This is a genomic window from Microvirga yunnanensis, assembly GCF_025460875.1.
Genome location: NZ_JAMXFI010000152.1, coordinates 1 through 19,883 on the forward strand (window position 1 = coordinate 1; position 19,883 = coordinate 19,883).

Annotated in this window: 21 protein-coding genes and 3 pseudogenes; 9 read left to right on the forward strand and 15 right to left on the reverse strand. The window is 61.4% G+C overall.

All coding sequences use genetic code 11. The features are described 5' to 3' along the window. From NF876_RS38680 to NF876_RS43735, 3 genes and pseudogenes are all read right to left on the reverse strand, one after another. Positions 1 to 199, reverse strand: a pseudogene (locus NF876_RS38680) (aminotransferase); the annotation flags it as partial. 5 nt (positions 200 to 204) lie between these two features. Then, entirely contained in the window at positions 205 to 561 is a 357-nt protein-coding gene (locus NF876_RS38685) for an integration host factor subunit alpha (RefSeq protein WP_262273188.1), read from the reverse strand. A 337-nt stretch (positions 562 to 898) separates the two neighbouring features. Then, complete coding sequence (locus NF876_RS43735; protein WP_210804857.1) at positions 899 to 1,114, reverse strand: GcrA family cell cycle regulator; 216 nt, start codon at positions 1,112 to 1,114, stop codon at positions 899 to 901. A gap of 547 nt (positions 1,115 to 1,661) precedes the next feature. Here NF876_RS43735 and NF876_RS38690 point away from each other — a divergent pair. Further along, on the forward strand, positions 1,662 to 2,228 hold the full coding sequence (locus tag NF876_RS38690; protein ID WP_262266540.1) for a TetR/AcrR family transcriptional regulator: 567 nt from the start codon (positions 1,662 to 1,664) through the stop codon (positions 2,226 to 2,228). A 502-nt stretch (positions 2,229 to 2,730) separates the two neighbouring features. Here the strand turns inward: NF876_RS38690 and NF876_RS38695 are convergent. Genes NF876_RS38695 through NF876_RS38715 form a run of 5 tightly spaced genes read right to left on the reverse strand, consistent with a single transcriptional unit; the run spans position 2,731 to position 6,923 of the window. Then, positions 2,731 to 3,075, reverse strand: coding sequence for a RidA family protein (locus NF876_RS38695; RefSeq protein ID WP_262266541.1), 345 nt, complete (start codon positions 3,073 to 3,075; stop codon positions 2,731 to 2,733). Between the two features lie 15 nt (positions 3,076 to 3,090). Further along, positions 3,091 to 4,602, reverse strand: coding sequence for an FAD/NAD(P)-dependent oxidoreductase (locus NF876_RS38700; protein WP_262273189.1), 1,512 nt, complete (start codon positions 4,600 to 4,602; stop codon positions 3,091 to 3,093). Then, positions 4,599 to 4,907 (reverse strand): (2Fe-2S)-binding protein, encoded by a 309-nt coding sequence (locus NF876_RS38705; protein WP_262273190.1) that lies wholly within the window; start codon positions 4,905 to 4,907, stop codon positions 4,599 to 4,601. Before NF876_RS38705 ends, NF876_RS38700 begins: the two co-directional genes overlap by 4 nt. Further along, the gene (locus NF876_RS38710) at positions 4,888 to 6,021 is read right to left on the reverse strand and encodes an NAD(P)/FAD-dependent oxidoreductase (RefSeq protein WP_262273191.1); all 1,134 of its coding nucleotides are present in this window, start codon (positions 6,019 to 6,021) and stop codon (positions 4,888 to 4,890) included. The genes NF876_RS38705 and NF876_RS38710 overlap by 20 nt, the downstream gene beginning before the upstream one ends. Positions 6,022 to 6,077: 56 nt before the next feature. Further along, positions 6,078 to 6,923 (reverse strand): lysine/arginine/ornithine ABC transporter substrate-binding protein, encoded by an 846-nt coding sequence (locus NF876_RS38715; protein WP_262266544.1) that lies wholly within the window; start codon positions 6,921 to 6,923, stop codon positions 6,078 to 6,080. Positions 6,924 to 7,081: 158 nt separating this feature from the next. On the opposite strand from NF876_RS38715, the gene NF876_RS38720 reads away from it, so the two are divergent. Further along, positions 7,082 to 7,972, forward strand: a complete 891-nt coding sequence (locus tag NF876_RS38720; protein WP_262273192.1) for a LysR family transcriptional regulator — start codon at positions 7,082 to 7,084, stop codon at positions 7,970 to 7,972. 523 nt (positions 7,973 to 8,495) lie between these two features. Here the strand turns inward: NF876_RS38720 and NF876_RS38725 are convergent. Continuing rightward, entirely contained in the window at positions 8,496 to 9,209 is a 714-nt protein-coding gene (locus NF876_RS38725; protein ID WP_262273193.1) for a phosphoglucose isomerase-related protein, read from the reverse strand. A 73-nt stretch (positions 9,210 to 9,282) separates the two neighbouring features. On the opposite strand from NF876_RS38725, the gene NF876_RS38730 reads away from it, so the two are divergent. After that, positions 9,283 to 10,329 (forward strand): IS630 family transposase, encoded by a 1,047-nt coding sequence (locus NF876_RS38730; RefSeq protein WP_262273203.1) that lies wholly within the window; start codon positions 9,283 to 9,285, stop codon positions 10,327 to 10,329. Positions 10,330 to 10,392: 63 nt separating this feature from the next. Here NF876_RS38730 and NF876_RS38735 read toward each other — a convergent pair. The 6 genes and pseudogenes from NF876_RS38735 to NF876_RS38760 all read right to left on the reverse strand — a co-directional run. Continuing rightward, a pseudogene (locus tag NF876_RS38735) lies at positions 10,393 to 10,591 on the reverse strand (IS6 family transposase); the annotation flags it as partial. A 128-nt stretch (positions 10,592 to 10,719) separates the two neighbouring features. After that, positions 10,720 to 10,881 (reverse strand): annotated as a pseudogene (locus NF876_RS38740) (IS6 family transposase); the annotation flags it as partial. Between the two features lie 250 nt (positions 10,882 to 11,131). Then, positions 11,132 to 12,169, reverse strand: coding sequence for a Gfo/Idh/MocA family protein (locus tag NF876_RS38745; protein ID WP_262273194.1), 1,038 nt, complete (start codon positions 12,167 to 12,169; stop codon positions 11,132 to 11,134). A 64-nt stretch (positions 12,170 to 12,233) separates the two neighbouring features. After that, entirely contained in the window at positions 12,234 to 12,683 is a 450-nt protein-coding gene (aroQ, locus tag NF876_RS38750; RefSeq protein WP_262273195.1) for a type II 3-dehydroquinate dehydratase, read from the reverse strand. A 147-nt stretch (positions 12,684 to 12,830) separates the two neighbouring features. Continuing rightward, positions 12,831 to 13,670 carry a sugar phosphate isomerase/epimerase family protein gene (locus NF876_RS38755; protein WP_262273196.1) on the reverse strand — a complete coding sequence of 280 codons (840 nt, stop codon included), beginning with the start codon at positions 13,668 to 13,670 and terminating at the stop codon, positions 12,831 to 12,833. A 55-nt stretch (positions 13,671 to 13,725) separates the two neighbouring features. Next, positions 13,726 to 14,457, reverse strand: a complete 732-nt coding sequence (locus tag NF876_RS38760) for a GntR family transcriptional regulator (RefSeq protein WP_315975116.1) — start codon at positions 14,455 to 14,457, stop codon at positions 13,726 to 13,728. Positions 14,458 to 14,691: 234 nt separating this feature from the next. Here NF876_RS38760 and NF876_RS38765 point away from each other — a divergent pair, with 234 nt between their 5' ends. From NF876_RS38765 to NF876_RS38790, 6 genes are all read left to right on the forward strand, one after another. Further along, a complete protein-coding gene (locus NF876_RS38765) occupies positions 14,692 to 15,585 on the forward strand; it encodes a dioxygenase family protein (protein WP_262273197.1) in 894 nt (297 codons plus the stop codon). A 64-nt stretch (positions 15,586 to 15,649) separates the two neighbouring features. After that, on the forward strand, positions 15,650 to 16,432 hold the full coding sequence (gene hpaH / locus NF876_RS38770; protein ID WP_262273198.1) for a 2-oxo-hept-4-ene-1,7-dioate hydratase: 783 nt from the start codon (positions 15,650 to 15,652) through the stop codon (positions 16,430 to 16,432). Positions 16,433 to 16,445: 13 nt separating this feature from the next. Next, entirely contained in the window at positions 16,446 to 17,249 is an 804-nt protein-coding gene (gene hpaI, locus NF876_RS38775) for a 4-hydroxy-2-oxoheptanedioate aldolase (protein ID WP_262273199.1), read from the forward strand. Between the two features lie 10 nt (positions 17,250 to 17,259). Beyond that, complete coding sequence (locus tag NF876_RS38780) at positions 17,260 to 17,565, forward strand: RraA family protein (RefSeq protein ID WP_262273200.1); 306 nt, start codon at positions 17,260 to 17,262, stop codon at positions 17,563 to 17,565. Between the two features lie 82 nt (positions 17,566 to 17,647). Further along, on the forward strand, positions 17,648 to 18,664 hold the full coding sequence (locus NF876_RS38785) for a TRAP transporter substrate-binding protein (protein ID WP_262273201.1): 1,017 nt from the start codon (positions 17,648 to 17,650) through the stop codon (positions 18,662 to 18,664). A gap of 774 nt (positions 18,665 to 19,438) precedes the next feature. Then, positions 19,439 to 19,651 carry a DUF6894 family protein gene (locus NF876_RS38790; protein WP_262273202.1) on the forward strand — a complete coding sequence of 71 codons (213 nt, stop codon included), beginning with the start codon at positions 19,439 to 19,441 and terminating at the stop codon, positions 19,649 to 19,651. Positions 19,652 to 19,883 lie beyond the last annotated feature (232 nt).

A 19,883-nucleotide genomic window follows, 5' to 3' on the forward strand; every position in this document is an offset into this window, starting at 1 on the left:
ACGCCGAGTAGCGGTCGGTGCGCGGCTTGCCCACGGTCTCGACGAGCTTGTCGATCACGTGCTGGGGAGCCTGAAGGTCCGGATTGCCCATCCCGAGGTCGATGATGTCCGCCCCGTTGGCGCGGGCTGCGGCCTTGATGCGGTTGACCTGCTCGAAGACGTAAGGCGGGAGGCGCTTAATCCGGTAGAAGTCAGGCATAGGTCTCATTCCGTTGCCACTTGAGCTGACACGAGGGGGCCTTTACGCCGCCTTGAGCGGGGCTCGGGCATGGTGCCGTTGATGCGGGCCTTCAGAAGATGCGAGGCGCTGAAGGTCAGCGACCGGCGGGGCTCGATGGGGACCACGGTCCCTGTCTTGGGATTGCGGCCGAGGCGCTCGGTCTTGTGGCGAACGGTGAAGACGCCAAAGCCTGACAGTTTCACGATCTCGCCCGTGACAAGAGCTTCGCTCATCGCCCCAAGAACCTGCTCGACCAGGTCCGCCGCCTCCGCTCGGGAAAGGCCACCTGTGTTGGAGACGGCCTCTGTCAGATCAGCCCGGGTGATGGTCTTGCCCGCCATAAGGACCCCTTGGCGTTAATCCTGTGCTCAAGAAAAAGGCCGCTGTTGCCAGCGACCGGAGGTGCAGAGGACATCTCCCTCTGAAGGGAACGACGCCGCAGGGTAGAGATGCGACGGTTCGAAAGCCTGTTACCAAAACGTGGCGAATATTAGTATGAAATTTCATCAAAGGCCTTATGCGTGTAACGCATGATCAAGGCTGAGTTCGCGCGAAACAAAATTGCAGCTATGAGATGATCATGGGCGTTCCAAGTACATTTATGCGGGTAAAGGTGGGTCAGTCGGCAAACGAAGGCTTCTGAAGCACTCACCTCCTGACGGGGTGAATTCCAAGATCTCAGGAACGACGTTTCCCGGCATCGGCTCCGGTCATGGGTGTCCGCACGTAGACCAGGCGCCGGTGCCAAGGACACCAGCTTGAGCCCTCCTGTGTCTCACTTCCACAGAAGATCGCCTTGGAGTGCTCGTCCGAGACAATGAAGCGGCATTGTCGCGCTTGGAGCTTGAACAATGTCGTTTGGGTGCGCGGGGACGGTTCGCTGATCTCAGGCATGGTTCCGACATCCGGTCCAGGAACCAGAGAGCAACACGATGAGGGATCAGGAGAGTTCCATGCCTGCGCGAGCTATCAACAGCTGGATCGACGACGCTTAGATTTCTGTGGCTATCGAGAAGCCTACTTACGGCAGTTGGGCGCACAAAGTGATCACTGCAAGCGCGGCCGATGCTGCCGTGGCCGTCAGCCAGAGATCGATGGCCTGCGGCCGGTGAGAGACAAGTCGCTTCATCAGGGCACAATTCAAAAGATCAGGTGAGGAGCAATGGAGGGCTGCGAGTGCATACTGCCCAGCCGTAAACCCGGAACGATCGATCCGGTTCCCAAGCGGATCACATTTCGACATTAGCCCAATATCTCAGAAGGCGGGCCTGCTTATGGACGAGAATACATTCCAATCTATTCCCGAAGCCCGACCTCGATATCGTGGCAGAACTCCGCCGGGACCCTTAGCGACCGGTCATGCTCTCATCTTGACGCTGAAGGGCTCGACGCTGATATGGCGGATGGATTTCGGCCGAACGGGTTGAGCGCAAGGAGAGCGATGTCGGAACATGTTCGAGACCGAAAGAGCTCGCGCGAGAGGATTCTCGACGCGGCTGCGGAGCTGGTGAGCGAGATCGGGTCGGGACGACTGACGCTGGACACCGTGGCCGAAAGGGTGGGTCTCAGCAAGGGTGGGCTTCTCTACAACTTTCCCACCAAGGACGCGCTACTCCAAGGCATGGTCCAGCGCATTGTCGACGAGGTTGCTGCAGAGCGGGAGGCACTCCGCGCTCAAGCCGAGCCCGGGCGCAACCTCGAAGCGCGCCTGTGTACGGCGGCGTTGCTCAAGCTGCGTCAGGGCAGGACGAAGGAGGTCGCCAATGGCATGCTGGCCGCCTCGGCCGAGAGCCCGCACCTGCTTGATCCGGTGCGCAAGGTCATCCAGGCGACCCTGGAGGACTTGAAAGCGACATCGGACGATCTGGACGCGGCGCTTCTCGGCTGGCTAGCCATTGAGGGCCTGAACAGCCTCGAGATGCATGACCTCAGCCCTTTCTCGGAGGAGGAGCACAAACGGGTCGTCGAAGCGGTCAACCGCCTGCTCGTCAGAGGAATTGCTGAGTAGGATGCCCAGGCGCAGGGCAGACGCATCGGTTTGGAGGCGCGACGCCGATCTTTCATGCTGCTTGAGGTGGAACAACGCGGGTAGCGAAATGCCACGCCAGACGTTGCGCCATCCAGGAGCTGACATGCTGCCTGGAACTCACAAACGAGAACGCCCCGACAGAGGTAGCCGGGCGGGGCTCGCTGTCAGGGCGCTTGTGTGATGCCGGTTGCAACACCATGCTGTAGTAGTACTCCAAGTGCGGCAACGATTCAACGCGCGCTGCGGGCAACCGCGGAACTTCTTACTGAAAGGCCGAGCACCGGACCTTCTACCAAGGCCCATGCGATTTGTTTTGACTAACGTCATTTCAATACGGGCGCAGCAGTAATGATCGACGGGTGCATCCGCACAGCATCAACCGGTTTGACCATTTCTGCTCGCGATGCACGGGTCGTTACCCGTTTCGGCTTCTGTCGATGCCGAGGAGTCGTCTCTTTCGCCTGACGGATGTCTGTTTAATTCAGCCCGCAGCCGTGATCATGATCTCGACCAGAGTATCTTTGCCAAGATCAGCGACGCCCACAGTGGCCCTCGCAGGGAAGTTCACCGGTGATAGCCATCGCTTCCAGGCTGCATCCATCTCGGCTTTTCGGTTGAGATCTGTCAGGAAGATGGTTGCAGACAGCAGACGGGTTTTGTCCGTGCCGGCCGTCCTGAGATACTCGTCGAACTTGGCGAGGATCTGCTCCGTCTGCCCCTCGAGTCCTGCCGACATATCGTCAGCAACCGTCCCGCCGACGAAGACCAGTCCGTTGTGCACAACGACGCGATGCATGATGGGCGTTTGAATATGCCGCTCAGTCACTTGGATTTTCCTTGGTTAGTTGGCCTTCGAATGGTGTGTGTCGGCGAGGTCGGCCAGAACCGCGACTTTGGCCGCATCTGACTGCGGCAGCGAAGCCAGTTCGCGCAGCCTCAGTGGCTTGATCGGGAACCGCAGCCGGTAATAGCCGACCTTGTCAGGGCTCACGCCGCGTTCGCCTGCAATCAGTTCGGTGACCGTCAGTCCGCAGAGCCGACCCTGGCACGGTCCCATGCCGGAGCGTAGGAACACCTTCATCTGGTTCGGGCCGATCGCGCCCGCGCTCACCGATGCCCTGATCTGGGCAGCGGAGATTTCCTCGCAGCGGCAGACGATGGTCTCAGGGTTCTGCGGCACCCGGAACGCCTTGGAAGGCCGGTAGAGGGCGTCAAGGAACTCCCGGCCTCGTGTGACTTTCGTGAGCTGGACCTTGAGCGAGGACGCATGCCGATTGCGATCCTCACCGCCGATCAAGCCGAGCCGGGCCGCGCACCCGACCCCTGCCAGCTTGCCCTGAAGGGCCGCCGCCTCAGCACCGCGAATTCCTGCTCCATCCCCCGCGATCGCGATGCCGGGAACGGAGGTTTCATACCACTCATCGACCTGTGGTCGGAAAGCGAGCTGCGTCTCGTCCCACACATGGTAGCAGCCGGCCGCATTCGAGAAATTGACATTGGGAACCACACCCTGATGAAGCAGGAGAAGGTCTGCCGGCGTGCGATGCTCCTGCCCGCCCGCCGTCCACACGACCTCCTTCAGTTCTCCCTGTCCTTCGGCCGACAGGCCTGAGATCCATCGCACCACTTTCGTACGGCGCTGCACCGTGCGCAGGAGCCGCAATCCCTTGCTGCCATAGGGTGAGGTCAGGAAGGCCGGCATATGGCGCAAGGCTTTCAGCCAGTTGCTTTTGGGTGTCGTGTCGAGAACCGCTGTGACTGTGGCGCCAGCCTCGATCAACTGAGCGGCCAGGAGATACAGAAGCGGTCCCGTCCCGGCGATGACCACCCTCCCCTCCGGAACGAGGCCAGATGTCTTCAGCGCGATCTGGGCGGCGCCGGCCGTCATGACACCGGGCAGCGTCCATCCTGGAATCGGAAAGGGCCGTTCCAGGGCACCCGTCGCAAGCACAACCTGCCTTGCGCGGATCAAGCGCGCCGCTCCACCTGCTGAGACTCCGACTTCATGGCCGATGAACTGGCCTCCGTCATCGTTTGCTGGCCCAATGCTCCACGCCGTCGTTGCGGGAGCGTACTGAGCCCCCGCACGAAGGAATGTTTCGGCAATCTCCCGGCCCTTCCAGTAGTCCTCTCCCAGACGCTCGCGATCTGCCGTCTGTGCAAGGAGAACGGACCGGTAGATCTGGCCACCGGGCGTCTGGTTCTCGTCGACAAGAAGCGTGCGCGCTCCAAGGGTCGATACCGTCGTAGCTGCGGACAGTCCGGCAGGCCCAGCACCGATGACGATAACGTCATAGGCATCGGCGAGGTCCTTGACCGTATGGGCCGCTTTGCCCCCTGTGGTGGATGTCATGGCACCAGCTCCGCTGACAGGACGTGCGGACCCTTCTGTGTTTCGACCGTCATTCCTTCTCGCACCGGGACAAGGCACCCCTGCCGATTGCCCACACCGTCGATCCTGACCAGACATTCGAAGCACACGCCCATCATGCAATAGGGGCCTCGCGGTGCGCCTGAAACGGGCGTTGTGCGGCAGGCGCGGATCCCTGCCGCAAGGAGTGCGGCAGCGACGCTGTCCCCTGCTGACGCGGTGATCGGAATTCCGTCGAAAGTGAAAGTAACCTGATCCCTGATGCGATCAGGCGCACGCCGGAACATGAAACCTCCTGGTTCCGAAGACCGAAATCTCATCCGGGATCCCCCCGGCAGCGATCGCCTGCGCCAGATCGTACGCATGTTGGGGGGCCAGGGTGACGCCTGAATGGGCCATCGTGACGAAGGCGCCGGGATAGGATCGAGACTGTTCGTAGACAGGGCAGCCGTCCAGCGTCATGACCCGAAGCGCCGACCAGGTTCTGACGACATTCAGGTCTGCCAGCAATGGGAACATCCGGATAGCTCGGTCGGCCATGACAGAGGAGATCCCATGATCAATTGTGAGGCTTGCCCCATCCGCCTCCTCGCTGTCGCCGATCATAACGCCGCCCTCGTCGGTCTGGCGAACTGTGACGACCGGATAGCAGAGGAAAGGGGCGGCCTTTTCGGTGACGACAATTTGCCCCCGGCTCGGCTTCAGCGGAGCGTCCAGTCCTACCATTGGTGCCAGTCGGGCATTCCCAAGGCCGGCCGCGAGGACGATCTTCGGAGCCCTGATCTCGCCCCAGTTCCCTTTCAGCAGGAATCCACCAGCTTGAGGCTCGATCACGTCAACCACATGATCTGCCCGGTAGTCGACTCCGCCGGCTTTGAAGGCGGTGTGCAAAGCCCGGAAGAGCCGGAGCGAGTTCACGTGCCCGTCCAGGGGGCAGTAGATCGCTCCGCTCACGTCAGGGCCGATCGCAGGGAGGAGCGCCCTCGTTCGCCCATGATCGAGCACCTCGTAGGGGTGTGCCACCGCGCCGGGCTGATTGTGCAGTCTTTTCAGCGTATCGACATTGGACTGCAATTCCCGGTCGGAAAGACAAAGGGTGAAGCCGCCGGGCTGATCGAGGCCGACGTCAATCCCGGTATCGGACTTAAGGTCCGAAGCCAGCTGGGGCCAAGCTGCGGCTGCGGCTTTCGTCCAGGCGGTGTAGGCGGGGAACCCGAAGCCCTTTCCCTGAACCCAGATCAGGGCGAAGTTCGCTCGCGATGCGCGTAGCGCGATGTCGCCCTCATCCAGCACGCAGACGCGCAAGCCCTGCCGTGCCAGACCCCACGCCAGGCACGCACCCATGAGACCACCACCGACAAGGGCGATGTCGGATTCCGCGTGTATTCGACTGACTGCCATTGCTGTCATCCGCAAACGCGGGGCGCCCATGAGCACCCCGCCGGGCATGATGAGCCTCAGCCTTGAGGCGTGATGTTGGTCTTGAACCACTTCATCGAGAGCTTCTGGATCGTACCGTCCTTGATGGCGCTCTGGATGGCCTCGTCGAAGGCCTTCTTGAGATCGGTCTCATCCTTGCGCAGGCCGACGGCGATGCCAGCGCCGAGCAGGCCGCCCGTCAAGGATGGGCCCACAACGGCATAGTCCTTGAAGTCAGGCTTTGCGAGTGTGCCAATGATCTGGGCTGCCCCAGCGAAAACAGCATCAATTCGTCCAGCCGCGAGGTCGAGGTCGTGCTGCTCCGTGGTCTTGTACTCGCGGATCTCGGCCGTGCCCTTCAGGTACTTGTCAGCGAAGGTGGCCTGGATGGTCGAGGTCTGCACGCCAATGGACGTTCCCTTCAGGAGCGGCTTGAGATCCTCGATCGCCTTCTCGGCAGCCGCCTGCTGGGTCGAGAGGTTGAACGCCTGACCAGTGCCTGGAAGCTTGGCCAACGGCGAGTTCTTTGCCGTCAGGAATACGCTTGGGGTATCTGCGTAAGGAATGGAGAAGTTGATCACCTCCTTGCGCTTATCGGTGATCGTCATGCCGGCCATGATGGCGTCGTACTTCTTGGCCTGAAGCGCCGGGATGATGCCGTCCCAGTCTTGAGCCACGATCTCGCACTTCACCTTCATGCGGGCGCACAGATCGTCGGCGAGATCGATCTCGAAGCCCTCGAGCTTGCCACCCGCGCCCGTGAAGTTCCACGGGGCATAGGCCCCTTCCGTGGCGATCTTGACCGTCTTCTCCTGAGCCGCTGCTCCGTTCGCAGCCGCTAGAACGCTGAGGGTGACAGCCCCCAAGATTCCCAACGTGTTCATCTTCTCTGTTCCTCATCTGGCTTTGAGACCATCAGCCAGCCAACCTGTTCAAGCTGGTCCCCGATGTTCCACCGGAGACAATGATAGGAGCGCTTGCATAACGTCAAATCAGATCTATTCATCTCAGTATGTCTTGATGTTATGCTAGGCTGCCGCCAATGGATATCAGTGCTCGTCAAATCGAGGCCTTTCGCATGGTGATGCTCACGGGCAGCATCACCAGTGCCTCTGAGGCTCTGTTCGTCACGCAACCGGCAATCAGTCGGCTCATCCAGAGCCTCGAGGGGGCAACGGGGCTTACCCTGTTCGAGAGGCGTGGGAACCATGTCGTTCCCACGGCTGAAGCGACAGCCCTCCTCGTGGAAGTCGAGCGGTCGTTTGTTGGGCTTTCGCGTATCGGAGCCTTCGCGCAGGCACTCCGGGAGCAAACAGCCGGTTCGCTGCGGATTGCTGCGATGCCAGCACTTGCTGGAAGTATCCTGACCCGGTTCGCCGCCCAGTTTTCCACCAGCAGGCCGGGTGTCCATATCTCAATCAGCGGAGTGCCGTCTCACCTCGTGATTGACGCGGTCGCAAGTGGTCAGGCTGATTTCGGATATGCTGATGGTCCGCTTAGCCGGATGGGGATGGAGACCGAGGCTATTCCGGTGGCTGCCGTCGCAATCATGCCAAAAGATCACCGTCTGGCGCGGCATGACTGCATTACGCCGGCTGACCTTGAGGGTGAACGTTTCGTAGGGATCGGTCGGGGCACCCTCTTCCGATCCCGGATCGACACGGCTCTTGCAGGAATCCCACGAACCGTTTCGCTCGAAACGCCTTTATCCCACATCGCCTGTCTTCTTGTGGCTGAGGGGGGCGGCATCAGCCTTGTGGATCCCTATTCGGCAACGGAATTTTTCGACAAAGGCATCGTAGCGAAACCGTTCGCCCCCTTCATCGACGCTGGGTTCGTTGGCCTGCGCTCACCCCAGCACCCAGCTTCGGCATTGGCAACAACGTTCATGCGCGGATTTCGACAGTATGTTGGCAGTTGGATGCTGTCATGATGCTGCGTAGCAGCATGCTTAAGTCCTAAGCTTGAAGGGTCCGACGCAGCATGATCGAAAGTCGAAGCGACGATCGAGCTCGGTTCAGAATGCGATGCAGTGCAATGTCAGTAAAAATCTTCTCAAGCAATATTCCTGTAATGCGAGAGCGAAATTCCAGGTCTGCAGAACGGAGGGATCAAAGAGTTTGGTAGCACCAAGATCCCAGGGATGAACACATTCGGACATTGCTCAGTGCTGGCAATTTAAATTTGCGCTTACAGAGGAACCTCGCTGAACATTCTTATAGAAACTAGACTCATGTGGTACAGAACCACAGCTTACTTTGAGGAATGAATGTTTCCTTCCAAGCTGCCGGATAAAGACATTGTTTTTGGAGTTTATGGCGCGGGAGAGGAGAGATGATACTCTGACTTCGAGCTAGACTGATGATCTTTCCAAAGACAACAGTGTTGAGAAAGTGTAATAGGCGACGTATCAGCACGCCGCCTCCCAATGTACGAGCAAGGTAAATGCGACGGCCCTAGTGTGCCTTCCGAGTGCTCCTGATGTAGTTTATCAGCGCATTCGTCGAGCTGTCGTGTGCTGTCACTTCCTTAACTGCTCGCAACTCCGGTAGGATCCGGGAAGCCAATTCCTTACCAAGCTCGACTCCCCATTGGTCAAAGCTGTTGATCCTCCAGATAATGCCTTGGACGAAGATCTTGTGTTCATAGAGGGCGATCAGCGAGCCGAGACGATGCGGCGTCAGCTTCCGGTAGAGGAGCGATGTCGTCGGCCTGTTGCCCTCAAAGATCTTGTGGGGGAGGAGCGCCTCAAGGGCGGTCTCAGACAGCCCCTTCTTTGCTAGCTCCGCCCTCGCCTCTCCCTCAGTCTTGCCGAAAGCGAGCGCCTCCGTTTGAGCTAGGACATTGGCGAGCAGCTTATCATGGTGGTCTCCCAACGGCGTCTGGCTTTCCACGGCAGCGAGAAAGTCTGCTGGGATTAGCTCCGTGCCCTGATGGAGAAGCTGGAAAAACGCATGCTGGCCATTGGTGCCCGGCTCGCCCCAGATCACCGGCCCGGTACAATAATCCACATGGCGGCTATCCCGTCGCGTGGACTTGCCGTTGCTCTCCATATCGCCCTGCTGGAGGTAAGCGGCAAAGCGGTGCAGATGCTGATCGTATGGCAGCAAGGCCAGTGTCGGGGCACCGAGAAAATTGCGGTACCAGATGCCGAGGAGGCCCATGATCACGGGGGCGTTGTCACGTTATTGAGCCGGCGCTCATTGTCTTGAAAGGATCATGGATGGCTCCAGCTTCATCAGCATGAAGCACGTGGACATGCGCAAGCTGCCGGCGGCGGCTCAAGAGGAGCGCCGGCGGCAAGTCGTTGGGCTCCGGGAGCGCGGGCTGACTTACCGGGCGATTGCGGCCCAGGTTGGGCTGTCGCCAACCGGGGTCTTCGACATCTGCCAGCGGTTTGCGGCCGAGGGCGCGCAGGGGCTGGTGAGCAAGCCACGCGGGCGCAAGCCGGATGAGCAACGGCTGCTGGATGCCGCCCAGGAGGCCGAGATTCAGCGCCTGATCTGCCGGCACACCCCGGACGAACTGGACCTGCCGTTCGCCCTATGGAGCCGGGCGGCGGTGTGCGCGGTGATCTGGCAGCGCTGTGGGATTGCGCTGGCCGTGCGAACCGTGGGCAAGTATCTGGCGCGCTGGGGCTTTACCGCGCAGAAGCCGCTCCGGCGGGCGTACGAGCAGAACCCGGCCGCGGTGCGGCACTGGCTGCGGCGGGAGTACCCGGCCATCGTCGCGGCGGCCCGGCAGGCGCGGGGCACCATCTTCTGGGGTGACGAAACCGGTCTGCGCGCCGACGATGTGCGCGGCCGCGGCTATGCGCCCCGGGGCCGGACGCCGGTGATCCGGGTCTGCTACCGGCGCGCCGGGCTGAGCCTGATTGCGGCGGTGAGCAATCGCGGCGCCGTGCGCTGGATGATTGTCGACGGGGCGGTGAGCGCCGCAACCTTGATCCGCTTCCTGCAACGCCTGATCCGCGATGCAAAGCGCAAGGTGCTCCTGATCCTGGACCGGCTGCGGGTGCATCGCGCCGCCCGGGTCCGCGACTGGCTCAGCGCGCATCGGGCGAAGATCGAGGTTTTCTACCTGCCGGCCTACAGTCCGGAGTTGAACCCGGAGGAGGGCCTGAACGCCAACCTGAAGCAGGTTGTCACCCGCCAGGCGCCCGCGCGCAGCAAACAGCAACTCAAGCGGGCGACGGTCAGCCATATGCGTCGCCTGTCGAAATCGCCCGGGTGCGTCCGAAGCTACTTCAGCCACAAACCCGTCCGCTACGCCGCATGCTCAAGACAATGAGGACCGGATCAATAATTACCGGTCATTGCAACATGCAACAGCCAGCCAGCCATCTACCCAAGTGACCACACGCTTGCGCCTGTTAAACTGCTCTAGCAGGTCGGGTGAATAGCGCACGCTCCATCTATGACTGGTCGCATGATCGGCGGAGATCCCTCGTTCGGCCATCATCCCCTCAAGATCCCGAAGGCTGAGGCTATAGGCCAGATACTACCGCACACAACCGGATCACCGAGTGCTCGAATTGGTGGCCTTTGAACATCATGTGCCTCCAGAGGTGAGCAGAGGTGTACACCGAACAGAGTTACTATCGGGTTTGCGACAATTCCGTTCGAGTTGCTCACCGCCTGAGATAGCTACTGAGTAAGCGCCCGTTTCAGGTCGCCTCTCAGGCGAGTAGCGGATAACCCACCTGTGAACGGTCGCATGGTCGACGGAGATGCCCCGCTCGGCCATCATCTCTTCCAAATTCCGGAGGCTGAGATTGTAGGCGAGATACCACCGCACACAGAGCAGGATCACCGAGCGATCAAAATGCCTGCCCTTGAACATGCCGTCCTCTTCCCTGAAGCCGAGGAGGCTATAGCTGAAACTCTGAAACAAAATGTTTGCGGCACATCCCCCCGGGCTTGGGTCATCACAAATGGCTGGCACTGCTCGAAAGCAAACCCATGGTCTGCTCTCGCAAGGAACAGCGGACGTTCTCGAGGGTATGGGATCGTCAGTGCGTGACTCTGAACAGACCTTCCATCATCGGAACCCCAAGGGCACAGCGTGAACTGCGGCATTCGTCGTGCGCCAACTAGCTGATATGAATGACCTGCCCTGTCTCTGCGGCCTGCTTCACGGCCGCTATTACCTTCAGCGTGTTCAGACCTTCTCGGCCTGAAACACATGGGGCCTCCTCGCCACGAATGACCCGGCATAAGTGGCCGATCTGCAAGGCGAGAGGGTCTGCCTGATCGACACGAAGCCGCTCCTGATGGATCGGCTCCCACCAGCCCCTCTTCCCGTTGTTGCACCAGACGTCCAGGTACGGAATCGTTATGGAAGCATGTGTGCCCCCGATCTGGTAGCAAGCCTCACCAGTCCGCGGGTAGGCAGGATTCTCGCCTGTGGTGAGTTCCCAACTCCATGGCGCAACGATTGCGTCGGACACGGTGATGGTTCCGAGGGCTCCGCTCTCAAAGCGCAGCAGAATGGCGGCTGTATCCTCAACGGCATTCCCGCGGGCTGAGTTGGACTCGATGGCCTGCACGGCGACGATGTCGCCGCAGAGGTAGCGGAGGCTGTCGACGTCATGAATAAGATTGAGGAAGACGGGACCTGCGCCTTTCTCACGCCGCCAGGCAACGTCGAAATAGTCGTCGGGCTTGAAGAACCAGCAGGTCCCGTGAACCGCCAGGACCCGGCCCAGCCTGCCGGATTCGATTGTTTCCTTCGCCTTCCGGATCAGTGGATTGTGGCGACGGTGATGGCCGACCAGGACGGGCACACCGGCACTCTCGGCCGCTTCCACGAGTTTCCTTGCCGAGTCGACGTCATCGGCAATCGGCTTCTCCACCAGGGCGGGGATGCCGGCGGCGACACTTTCCAGGCCATTGGCGACGTGGATCTGGTTCGGCGTTGCTATGATGATTCCGTCGGGCCGATCGGTCGCGATCAGGGCGGAGAAGCTCGGAGCCCATCCAACCCCGATTTCCTCAGCCAAGGCCCTCCCCATCGGAGAGGGATCGACGACGGCCATGAGCTCCGCTTCAGGAGCGGCTCGCACGTGCTCAATGTGCCTTTTCCCGATCAGCCCGGCGCCGAGCACCGCGAGCTTCACTTTCCTGGTCATCGCGTTCGCTCCTCGACCTTGAGGCAGAACGAATTGGCGCCGAATCACTGCCAGCGTTGCAGGGCTACTTCTTGGCCTCGTCGATGAGGCGGGCGAGGCGTTGGAGGGCCAGCGGGTACCCTTGCGTGCCGAAGCCGGCGATCACTCCCGAGGCGACGAGGGACACATAGGAGTGGTGCCGGAAGGCTTCACGCTTGTGCACGTTGGAGATGTGCACCTCGATGATCGGGAACTCGCAGGTGTTCAGAGCATCGAGAATGGCCACCGATGTATGCGTGAAGGCCGCCGGGTTGATGACGATGCCACCAGCACGTTCACGGGCCTCGTGGATCCAGTCGATGATTTGGTACTCGGCATTGCTCTGGTGGAACTCGATGTCGAGATTGAGCTCCCGTGCCACGCGCCGGCAATCTGCCTCGATGTCTGCGAGAGTCTCATACCCGTAGATCGCAGGCTGGCGCTTTCCCAGCAGGTTCAGGTTGGGGCCGTTCAGGACGTAGACGATGCGGCTCATTGCGTTTTCCTGTCGTTATGGTGTGTCTTGGCGTCAGCGAAGGCACCCGATGGGGCTCGCCGCCACTGCTCTCTCGCGCAAGGCAACGTGATATGGGGTGTCGTCGACCCAAGGGCCTATGATGCGTGGCCATCCCTGGGGAAGTCGCTACGACGATTGAAGGTCACGGGCGCGACAGCTCTCAAACAGGGTCTGGGTCGCCTCGAAGATGTGCCGGGCGCGAACCTCCGCGGGCGCCGTGCCGTCCATCGGGACCTCGACCGAAAGGCACACGTCATCCGGCAGCATGGCGAGCAACTCGCATAGCGGCAAGTCTCCGTGACCGGGCGGAAGACGCTTGGACCGCGCTTCCTCGATAATGGCTTCCGTTGAGCCAGGCTGCGTTGCCGGAGCGTCGCAAAGCTGTGCGCTGCGGATCCGTTGTGGCGATACGGCCTTGAGATCGCTGGGCGCCCCACCCGTGCGTGAGAGATGAAGGGCATCGACGAGAGCGCCGCCGTTGGGGCGGCCGGTCGCTTCGACGACCCGCACGGCCTCCGGAAAGCTGGATACCTGTCGCCAGGCCATGCACTCCAAGTCCACGCCCATGCCGAAGCCGGCGGCCAGATCGCAGAGCTCGGCGAAGTTCGCCTCGAGCCGACCGCGATCCGGATCGTCACCGCAGACGCTCAGCCTTCTAGCTCCCAGCTCCCCTGCGGATTCGAGGATCGCCGTCAGTCGCGCCGCCACGAAGTCAGGGCCGATGATCACGAACTCAATGTCGTAGACACTGACCCCTTCGCCGTGCAGGCGCTCCTTCATCTCGCGCATGGCACTGCTGCCGACCGGGATGGCGTAGTAGGGGGCCCCGGTGAAGGCGGGGTGCAACCGAAGGCCCACGGATGCGTAGCCGATCCTTGCCGCCAGGCTGACGAGGTCGAGCGGCGGGACTTCCAGGACCGTGAAATGAGCCAGCCCGAGGGGCGGCGGTTTTTGGACAATGATCACGTTGGTTCCTCCCGGATTGTGGATGTGACTCGCCACCTGGTTCCGGACTGCGGCGTCAGTCCCCCTCGGATCGCGAGGCGTCGTTAAGCGCCGTGGCGAGCGCCTTCTTCAGATTGGTGCCGGTCCTGTCGATGTGGCGGCGCAAGGTCTCGCAGGCCTCGGGCGATCGCCGCGCCACGGCGGCCTCGGCAATCGTGCTGTGCTCGCCCCGGACGTCGCGGTCGCCCGGGTTCGTCGCAAGGAAGATCCTGCGATAGCGGTCGTTCAGGTTATGCAGGACCGAGCAGAAGCGCAGCAGGAGAGGCATCCCGCAGCCTTGGATCAACTGCCGGTGGAAGTCGTTGTGGGCTTCCTCCCATGCTTCCAGGCTCTCCGGACGGGAGGGATCGCGCTCGATACGGTTGAGGCGGTAGAGCGCGCGCATGACGTCGCTCTCCCATTCGAGGTCGCCCTGTTCGATGGAGTGCTTGAGGGCGAGCGATTCGAACTCGACACGAAGGCGGGTCACCTCGGCGAGGTTGCTGGTGGACACGGGAGCGACCCGGTAGCCGCGCAGGTCCTCGAGTTCGACCAGCCCGTCCGCGACCAGACGCGAGAGGGCCTCGCGCAGGGGGCTGAGGCTGATGTCGTAAGCGGTGCGCAGACGGTCGAGGTTGATCTTCGAGCCCGGCTTCATGTCACCCCGGAGGATCGCCTGACGGATCTCATGCGAAACCCTGCTGGCGATCGTCTTCTTCTCCCCGTCCTCGGACGGCTGCTGCATGACCTTCATGTCACCGATGATCAAACTGGCCTCCAATCCAGACCCTTGGCTGTGCCGCTTCACTACGAACCGACGTGGCCGGTCGCCATGCAACGGGTCATATCCGAAGGCCCGTTTCGACTTGTCTCGACAATACCACCAATAATCGTGGATTGACAATATAATCGATTATTTGGTATTAAAACGATTATTGGGCGCCCCATTAAGAGGGTATGGCTGACCTCTCGATCCCAGCCCAGGACCGCTGAGGAGGAACCAATGATCATCCAGCGCCAGGAAGACGTGACAGAGGCCGCCGTAGCGGTCATGCAGCGGACGACGGATCCGCGCCTGCGCGAGATCATGGTTTCGCTCGTCCGCCACCTTCACGGGTTCGTGCGCGAGGTGCGCCTGACCGAGGATGAGTTCCGGGACGCCGCCGCGATCCTGAACGAGATGGGGAAGCTGGCGAGCGACACCCATAACGAGACGGTCCTAATGGCCGGCTCGCTCGGCGTGTCGTCACTGGTCTGTCTCCTGAACAACGGCGATAACGGTGCGACGGAGACCTCCCAGTCCCTGCTCGGCCCGTTCTGGCGTATGAACTCGCCACGAGTGAAGAACGGCGGTTCGATCATCCGATCCGACACGCCTGGCCCGACCATGTTCGTGCATATGCGGGTCGTGGACCGGGAAGGGCAGCCGATCGCGGGCGCCGAGGTGGATATCTGGCATTCCTCCCCAGTAGGCCTCTACGAGAACCAGGATCCCGACCAGGCTGACATGAACCTACGTGGCAAGTTCACGACCGATTCTGACGGCCATATCTGGTTCCGCTCGGTGAAGCCGGCTGGCTACCCGATCCCGACCGACGGCGTCGTCGGACGGTTGCTCGAGGCACAGGACCGGCATCCCTTCAGGCCGGCTCACGTTCATGCGCTCGTGCTCAGGGAAGGCTACAAGACCCTGACCTCGCAGGTCTATGCCGACGATGATCCGAACCTTGAGACGGACGTCCAGTTCGGCGTGACACGTGCGCTCGTCGGTAAATTCGACCGGCATGACGAGCCACACCCGGGCGCGCCCGATGTCGAGGCGCCCTGGTACTCGCTCGACTACACGTTCGTGATGGAGCCGGGCGAGGCCCGCCTGCCGAAGCCGCCGATCAAGTAGTCCCTTTCCCAACCCTGGCCCGCGGCCGATGCCGGCCCGCCCCAACGCATGAACGGATGCCACGATGCTGACCGATGACGAGCGCCGCCGCGGCGCAGAGGATCTCTACAATGCTGATCGCGAGCGGAGGGTCATTCCGCAACTGAGCCGGACCTTTCCCGCCATTGAGCTGGAGGATGCCTACGCCATCCAGAGCCTGTGGGCCCGGAAAAGGATCGCGGACGGTGCCCGGATCATCGGCCACAAGATCGGTCTGACGTCGCGGGCTATGCAGATGGCTTCCAAGATCACCGAGCCGGACTACGGCTATCTCACCGACGACATGCTGTACCGGGACGGTGCCCAGATCCCGGCCGGGCGCTTCATGGCGCCCCGGCTCGAGGTGGAACTCGCCTTCGTCATGGGTGAGACGCTGGAGGGGCCGGGCACCCAGATCTATGACGTCATGCGGGCGACCGAGTTCGTCGTGCCGGCCCTCGAGATCATCGACTACCGAACGGAAGTGCCCCGTGCGATCACGGACACGATTGCCGACAATGCGGCGGCCGGCGGCATGATCGTGGGCGGGCGGACCGTTCGTCCCATGGATGTCGATATCCGGTGGGTCGGCGCCACGCTTTCGAAGAACGGCATTATCGAAGAGTCCGGCGTGTCGGCCGCCATCATGGGCCATCCGGCTGCGGGAATCGCCTGGCTCGTCAACAAGCTCCACGCCGTGGGCGCCCGGCTCGAGAAGGGTCAGATCGTCCTCGCCGGCTCGTTCACGCGGCCCGTCTCGGTAGCGCCCGGCGACGTGATCCATGCAGATTACGGTCCGCTTGGAGCGATCGGCGTTTCGTTCGTCTGACAGGAGAGGGCCGATGAAACTCCCGGAGAATCGATTCAAGCGGGCACTCAAGGAAGGACGCCAGCAGATTGGGCTTTGGTGCACCCTGTCGAGCGCCTATGCGGCCGAGGTCGTCGCCGGGTCGGGGTTCGACTGGCTCCTGCTCGATACCGAGCACTCGCCCAGCGACGTCGAGACGGTGTTGGGTCTGCTTCAGGCGGTTTCTGCCTACGATGTGTCTCCGATCGTTCGGCCGGCGAGCAACGACACCGTCCTCATCAAGCGCTTTCTCGACATCGGCGTTCAGACGCTGCTCATTCCTTACGTCCAATCGGCCGAGGAGGCCTGCAGCGCGGTCGCGGCCATCCGCTATGCCCCGGATGGCGTTCGGGGCGTCTCGGCTCTCACCCGCGCAACGCGTTTTGGCCGGGTGGAGGGCTATGCCCGCCGGGCCGCCGATGAGCTCTGCCTCTTGGTCCAGATCGAAACCCGGCAGGCGCTTAATGACCTCGAAGCCATTGCTGCCGTCGAAGGCGTGGACGGCGTCTTCATCGGACCGGCCGACCTGGCCGCGAGCCTCGGGCATGTCGGGGACCAGGGGCATCCTGAGGTCAAGGCCGCCGTCGAAGACGCCGTGCAGCGGATCCGGGCCTGCGGCAAGCCCGCCGGCATCCTGACAGGCGACACCGCCTTCGCCCAACGTTGCATCGAAATCGGCACGACCTTCACCGCCGTCGGTGTCGACGTGGGCATTCTGGCCCGGAGCACGGAGAAGCTCGCCCAACAGTTCCAGTCCGGTGGGACGCCCTCGCCGCACGCTGCGGCCAAGGCCCGTTGAGGAGAGGCCGATGTTCGCGACCGCCGACCTTATCGATGCTCATGAAGCCGTTCTGCAATCCTGCGATCTCCGGTTTCGTGATTTCGGCGGGCACGCCCGCTTCCATGGGCCGATCCGGACGGTCGCCTGCCGCGAGGACAACGTGCTCCCTCGTGCGACCCTGTCGCAGTCGGGCAATGGTGGGGTGCTCGTCGCAGAAATGATCGCAGGGCTCGCCATCGGCGGCGGGATCTTCATGCCCGGGACTGATCTGTACGCTGACGAGGATGGAATCGTGGTCTCCGAGCGCGTGCTCGAGGTCATCGAGGGCGGCTGAGCCGCATCACGAATGCTCGGAGTGCCACATGCAACAAGAACAATGGCGTTCCGAGGAGGTATCCAACCAGGAGGAAGAGTTCATGAGGTATCTGAAGTCACTGTTCACAGCCACTCTCGTCGGAGCTGCTGCCCTGCTGGCAAGCGAGGCAAGCGCCCAAGTCAGCGAACGGACCCTTCGCTGGGCGCAGCAGAACTCCCTTGAACATCCGCAGGGCCAAGGCGCGAAAAAGTTCGCCGAGCTCGTGGAACAGAAGAGCGGCGGCAAGATCAAGGTCCGGATATTTCCGAGTGGTCAGCTTGGGGGAGATCTTCAGAACGTGTCGGCCCTTCAGGGCGGCACGCTGGACCTGATGGTGCTGAATGCAGGCCTGCTGGTCGGCATCGTGAAGGAATTCGCGGTTTTTGACTTGCCGTTCCAGTTCAACACCCCGCAGGAGGCGGACGCCGTTGCGGATGGCTCTGTCGGCAGGAAGCTGTTCGACAAGCTGCCTGAGAAGGGCTTGGTCGGGTTAGGCTACTTCGAGCTCGGTTTCCGCAACGTGACAAACAGCAAGCGTCCGATCACCAAGTTGGAAGACTTCCAGGGCCTCAAGCTGCGGGTGCTCCAGTCACCACTGTTCATCGACGTGTTCAACACGCTGGGAGCCAATACGATCGCGATGCCCTTCCCAGAGGTTTACACTGCCATGGAGCAGAAGGTCATCGACGGGCACGAGAACCCGTTCACGGTGATCGCCGACTCCAAGCTCTACGAGGTGCAGAAGTACGTTTCGACGACGCGCCACATCTACAACCCGCAATCCGTGATCATGAGCAAGAAGAGCTGGGACAAGCTCTCGGACGAGGAGAGAAAGATCATCCAGTCATCCCTTGACGAGGCCAAGACCTACCAGCGCCAGGTCTCCCGCGAGGCCGAAGCCAAGGCAATTGCACTGCTCAAGGAAAAAGGCATGCAGATCAACGAGGTGTCCCCTAAGGAGATTGCCCGCATGCGCGAGAAGATCAAACCGGTTCTCGACAAGTACTCCAAGGAAGTCGGCGAGGCTCTGGTTGCTGAGGTGAATGCAGAGATCGCCAAAACCCGTGGCACTAACTGATCTCCCTGACCAAGGTGGGCTGGCTTTCCAGTCCACCTCTTTCTGCCAGCTGATTGCCCGGCACTTGCCATGTCGGGCTTAACCTGACCTTCTGTTGAGGCAATTCAATAGTGGATCCGGACATCCTCGGCGGAACGTCCGCAAATTGCACTCCTGAGACGTAAGCATTTGGTCCGCCTCAGCCCTTGTGAGCCGACGTTCACTGGGCATCTAGAATGTGAAATTTTGACCGAGGCTGAATTGAATTCCACACAGGATCGACTCGATCCGGACGTTTCCCCGCTTGGCTCACCATTTTCTGCCGCCCAGTTTCACATGGGTTAGGGCAGCCTCGAACAGCCAGGTGCAGATTGGCGGCTGGAACGAGATGGCTCTCACCGTGGGCTCCTCAAGCTGCCCCGATCACAGATCTGCCTGAACCGCACACATGCCGCGGCTTGGGGTGGAAGGGGGGCCGAGATCGACAATCCGCCTGGCTGCGACCGCCTCTCCCATCTTCTGGCGTCAGAGGGCTTGTCTCGGCTTCACAATTTGAGCCTGTTGACCGGATCAACCGGAACATCGTCAGTGACACGTGACCTACGGGTATCCACGGGGCCCGTCGCCTTGCGACCGAGCCCGTTCCATATCGGCCGTCCAGGAACGAAGTGCCGACGGCGCCCGAGGCTTGGCCCTGCGAGGCGAAATCGCACTCGGCGCTCGAACAAGAGGGGTATCTCACGGTTGTAGCTTCCAATCACCCGTCGCTTCGGCCCATGAGCCACAGGGGGTTCGATGCCCCGCTATTTTTTCCACCTGAGCTCGAAGGACCGATTCGTCTGGGACGAGGAGGGAGTGGATCTGCCCGATCCGACGGCAGCCCAGAACGCGGCTGACAAGGTCGCAGCGGAACTCCACGGTGCTCTGGTGCATGAAAGCCGACAGGGGTGCTGCTGGACCGTGGCGGTCACAGATGAGGGTGATCAGATCATCCATGTCACACTCTAGGACGGTCGCTGGCGCTTGGGCGGGCGATTCTCTAAGGCTACGTTCATTCATCCACACCTGATCCCAGCAAGCCGCCCCTGGCGCCCAACTGACCTTAGCCGTACTTCTGCAAGAGGAGGATGAAGCAGACCTTTACACGGCTAAGCTTAAAGACTGTCTCTGACCCGAAGTGGCCTTTTACAGGAGCTGGGCCTGCAATCTTGTGAGTAGACACTTGCAGATGGTCCGATAA